The organism is Polaribacter sp. PL03 (genome assembly GCF_033875165.1).
Lineage (GTDB): Bacteria > Bacteroidota > Bacteroidia > Flavobacteriales > Flavobacteriaceae > Polaribacter.
In genome coordinates, this window is sequence record NZ_JAWZSV010000017.1 from 1 (window position 1) to 5,168 (window position 5,168).

General features: G+C 26.3%; 6 protein-coding genes. All 6 read left to right on the top strand.

Translation table 11 applies throughout. The features are described from left to right. Window positions 1-153: 153 nt before the first annotated feature. Window positions 154-531: a hypothetical protein gene (locus SHK09_RS15135; protein WP_319811630.1), complete on the top strand. Its 378-nt coding sequence runs from the start codon at window positions 154-156 to the stop codon at window positions 529-531. A 5-nt stretch (window positions 532-536) separates the two neighbouring features. Beyond that, window positions 537-1,055, top strand: coding sequence for a hypothetical protein (locus SHK09_RS15140; protein ID WP_319811631.1), 519 nt, complete (start codon window positions 537-539; stop codon window positions 1,053-1,055). Window positions 1,056-1,206: 151 nt separating this feature from the next. Next, window positions 1,207-1,959: a hypothetical protein gene (locus SHK09_RS15145; protein WP_319811632.1), complete on the top strand. Its 753-nt coding sequence runs from the start codon at window positions 1,207-1,209 to the stop codon at window positions 1,957-1,959. Window positions 1,960-2,177: 218 nt separating this feature from the next. Then, window positions 2,178-3,002, top strand: coding sequence for a carboxypeptidase-like regulatory domain-containing protein (locus SHK09_RS15150; protein WP_319811633.1), 825 nt, complete (start codon window positions 2,178-2,180; stop codon window positions 3,000-3,002). Between the two features lie 200 nt (window positions 3,003-3,202). Continuing rightward, a complete protein-coding gene (locus SHK09_RS15155; protein WP_319811634.1) occupies window positions 3,203-3,649 on the top strand; it encodes a hypothetical protein in 447 nt (148 codons plus the stop codon). 163 nt (window positions 3,650-3,812) lie between these two features. Then, window positions 3,813-4,985, top strand: coding sequence for a DUF2059 domain-containing protein (locus tag SHK09_RS15160; RefSeq protein ID WP_319811635.1), 1,173 nt, complete (start codon window positions 3,813-3,815; stop codon window positions 4,983-4,985). The last annotated feature ends 183 nt before the right edge of the window (window positions 4,986-5,168 follow it).

Consider the following 5,168-nt stretch of genomic DNA (forward strand, 5'->3'; position numbering starts at 1 on the left):
AAAAATTGCTTAAATTTATGCCTAATCAATGCTTTTTGCTTTTTTAAAAATGCTTCTAATTTTCCGGTGGAAAATTTGCCGCATTTTTAAATCGCAAAAATTTTTATACCAAAACGTTAGCTGTAATTAAAAACTGAAATCAAGATAACACATATGAAAATAAATTTGAAAGTAATTATTTACTGTTTAGGAATAGTTTTATCTATTATTTTTTTTAGTTGTAATCATAAAAATGAAAGTAATAGTTCATACCATAAATATGTAAATTCACCAAAAAAAGGAGATATTTATGAAATAAAAATAAATAAAAAAGTAGAAAATACAGAAGTATTTTATTCTATTTATAAAGTTGAAAGTTCAACTAAAGATTCTATTTTTGTACATACAACTGAATATAACATCAATCAAAAAGACAAGCTTGATTTATTGAATAAGAAAGGACTCTTTGACAAAAAAATAAGAGGATTCTCTAAATCTGAAATACAAAATTTATTAAAAACAAATATTATTTTAAAAATTAAAAGAAATTAAAAGTTATGATAAAGAAATTTCTAATTTTAAGTGTTTTATTAAGTAGTATACTTATGTATTCACAAGAACTTAAAACAATTACACACGAAAAATATGAAATAAAAGTACCTGAAAAATGGGAAGAAAACAAAATGTTTTATTCAAGTTCTTTAAGTTTAATGGTTCTAAAACCTAAGTCTGAAACTGACCTTAATCCTGTTGAAGGAATTGTAATTAAACATGTAAAATCACAAAAAACTGAATTTAATAGCGGTTATCAGGAATATATTTCCTTATTAAAAGGATACTATAAAGAAAATTTTAAAATTGTTGAAACTGAAAATTTAGTTTCTAATAAACATCCTATTAGAAAAATAATTACGGAAATAAAAAGTAAAATCAATGGGAAAAAAAGAAAAAATATTATGATTTATAGTTTTAGAAATAATGAATCACTTATGATAACACTAACTGGAACTAAAGAGAATTTTGAAAAAAACATAAATTTATATGAAAGAATCTATAAGTCCTTAATAATAAAATAAACTACAGCTAACACCGTGTATAATTTATTGCTGGTTTAAGCCAATTTACGAAAGTCCTTTGGGACTTTCTTGGTTCGTGTTTTATTTAGTAACTTCACTTCTTAAAACACGCAACAAATCATACACAACAACGTTGGCAACAAGCTGAAAAATGAAGTTCCTAAAGAAAAATAGAACAAAGAATTGGATAATTAAACTATTCAAACTGACTGACCAAAATTCAGCGGAAAAGTTTGAAATGGAATCTAAAATTCTTTTCTGCATTGAACAGATTGAAAAAATAACAGGAATTACAGCAAAAGCCTTTGATATCAATTATCAATCAATCTATAAAACCAAAAGTGGTTTTAAAAAAGCTCTAAAATCAAATAAGGAGTTGGTTTATTGCTTCATCGATTTTGATTCTAAAAAAACCGAAACGTACTTTTCAATCAGCAATCAAATGCTGAATTTAAAAGAGAAACCTGAAAAATCAACAATTGACTTTTGCCTACAAATAAGCACAGAATATTGTAATGAAAAATCAATTATAGAATTTAATAGAATTTTAATTACCGAGTTAGGTTTTGATTATGGATATACAACACAACTCTACTCGAATTTTGACTCTGGAACGGAAAGAAAAATGAAAAAAGGATTGTTTTCAACTTCAGTCAAGATTATAGAAAAAGACCATATTTGGACTTCTAATAAAATTAATATTCTAAACGGAGCAATAAAGAATTTATATCCAATAAACTATTTAAACAAATCACATTTATCTAATTCCGAACAAAAGAAAATTATATCTGAATTTGGGAATTTGAGCGAAGTCAATAATCGGATTTACAAATGGAATTTAACTGATTTGGATATTGACAAACTAAAAAAAACAAAACGAACTGAATTAAATTTAGTTGAATAAAATAAAAGCCAGTTGCCAACACCGTATAAAATTAATTGCTTGGTTCTAGCCTACTTGGAAATTCCTTCGGAATTTCCTCTGGTTCGTTTTCTATTTACTAATTTAGTTGCTCAACCACGCAACTAACCTTATACATAAACGTTGCCCACAATATGAAAAAACTGCTTGCAATAACAATCTTGTTAATTTCAAACCTCTGTTTTAGTCAATTAAAATCAGTGATAATTAATAGCGAAACGAAGGAAAAAATACAATACGTAAATATTTGGGTTGAAAACGAAAATATCGGAACAACTTCAAATGAAAAAGGAGAATTTAAATTAGAAATTAATGTTACGAAAACTATTCTTTTTTCTGCAATCGGTTTTGAAACAAAAAAAATATCCTCGGATTTAATAAAAGAGATACTTGAATTAAAACCACTAACAACCGAGTTAGACGAAGTAATTATTAGTTCTAAAAAAACAACACAAGAATTAATAATCGGAGAATTTAAAAAGTCTAAAATCAATCATTATTTTGGTTGCGGAATAAAACCTTGGATTACTGCTAGATTTTTTAAATATAATGACGAATATGAGAAAACGCAGTTTTTAAAAAAAATAAGAATTCTAACAAAAAGTGATGTAAAAGACTCAAAATTTAATATTCGCCTATATGGAGTAAGCGAAAATGGAGAGCCAGAAAACTATATTTATGACCAAAATATAATTGGAACTGCAAAAAAAGGAAAAAAAACAACTGAAATCGATATTTCTGAACTAAATATTGAATTTCCCGAAAATGGTTTTTTTATTGCAATTGAGTGGCTAATTATTGAAAATAATAAGTATGAATATAAATATACAATGGAAGGTTCAAGAAAAAAATTAGATGGAACCTCTTATGAACCTGCAATCGGAACTTTACCTGCTGAAACGCACGAAAATAGTTGGGTTTTTAATCAAGGAAAGTGGAGAAAAGTTTGGAAAAATGCTGGAACAAGTAAAAAATATAAAGATAAATATAGTCTAATGGCAATTGAATTAACACTTACGAATTAAAAATACTGTGGGCAACACCGTATATGATTTATTGCTGGCTTCTCGCCTACTTACGAAAGTCCTCGCGAACTTTCTTGGTCGGTAATTATTTACTAAATTAGTTGCTTGAAACACGCAACAAACCATATACATAAACGTTGTAGGCAATATAACACTCAGCTTCCATCAAAGAATTCAAGGTAGAAAACATTTGAATAAAAATGAAATTAAAGAAAACATTTGAAAATATAGATTTTGTAAATCGTTATCAAAATATTTGTATAAAATATAATGATTTTGATAATAGAATGAGAAACTCTACAAAACAATTGTGTAAACAAATTTTGGATGAATTTGATTACAATTATAAATACATTTCAAACGGTAGTTTTTATCAAATAAAGCATTTGAAAGGAGAAATATTATTTCAATTACATCTTGTTTTGAAAGGAGGAATTATAGAGACGTTATTATTTATAGAAGAAAACGAAAAAACTCTTGAGCCACAGGGTAGAATAGATTTTTTCCCTGAAGAATTAGGGATACCTTTTGAAAGGCTAAAATGTGGTGCTTTGCCTAAATACAAGTCAGACGAGGAATTGAAAGAAATCTTAAACGGATTATTTTCTATTTATGAGGATTTAAAATTTGAATATATTAATCAATAATAAAATACTGCCTACAACACCGTATAAAAAAAATTGCTAAATTAGTGCTTAAATAAAGGCAGTTGCATTTTTATCAACTTCTGAATTTCCTTCGGAAATTCCTCGCTGACAAAACCGCAACTTTTCTTATACACAAACGTTACCACACATTTGACGAAAACCTATGAAAAAGACAATATTTATAATTTTAATTACATTTTTTTCAATCCAAATAAATGCTCAAACAGTTGATGGAAAAATAGAAAAACTATTAGAATTAGATGGAACGATAAGTAACATTAAGAAAATAATAACACAAACAATTGAATATCAAAAACAAAGTAATTCCGGAATTTCAGACAATTATTGGAAAGCATTAGAAAAAATTGTTAGTAAAAAATCTTTAGAAGAACTTAAACAAATAGTTATTCCAATTTATTCCAAAAACTACACAGAAAACGAAATTAATAATTTGATAACTTTTTATAATTCAGAAACTGGAAAATTAATTATCGAAAAACAACCGATTATAATAACGGAATTAAATTTACCATTAATACAATGGTCACAAAATTTAGGTTCTTATGTAATTGAGGAAATTGAAAATAAAGGTAAAAACGAATCAAGTTCTGAAGAAGAAGAAAAATTCAAAACAGAATTTAAAGCAAAATATGGATTACAAATACTAAATCTTACTGACCTTAAAATTGACAAAGAGAATAATATTGGAGATTTATTAATCGACTTTGGAAAAACGGATGGTAAAGAAGATATTACCAAAATCATTCGAGTAAAAAATAATTCAAATAAAGAAATTGAATTTAAAGAACCTGAATTTTTAAGTAATGAAGTTATAAAATTTGATTTAGGAAATAAACCTCTTCAAATCGGAGAAATAAGAGATTTAAAGATTACTCTAATCGCTGAATTAGCAGAAAGCGAAAGTTATTCGTTGTCGAGTATTAATTCAAGTAATGGGAATAAAATTCGATTCGGAATTAAATATGATGCACCTGCAAAAGAAATTAGTTATGAAATTTTAAATAGAACATTAAAATTTAAGAAACTTAAACAAGAATTATCTAAACCATATATTTTTGTTTTAAAGAACACAGGAAAAAAAGACTTTCATATTTCCAGTATAGAAATAGACAAAGAAATTGCTTATTTAAGTTATAATAAAGAAACTATCAAGCAAAATGAAAAATCTGAAATTAGAGTTATTTTTTCAAACGAATTAATGAAAAAAGAGAAAATTAAAGACTTGAAATTAAAACTTGAAGTTGATTTAACAAAAGGAGAAAAAAGAGGGTTTTCAAATTTTGCAAATGAAACAATCGAATTAACTATCGAATAAAAAACGTGTGGTAACACCGTATATAATTTATTGCTGGCTTCTCGCCTACTTACGAAAGTCATCGCGGACTTTCTTGGTCGGTAATTATTTACTAAATTAGTTGCTTGAAACACGCAACAAACCATATACAACAACGTTATATTTCATTGCTCAAAAATCCAAAAATGCGGAATTGAAACTCTG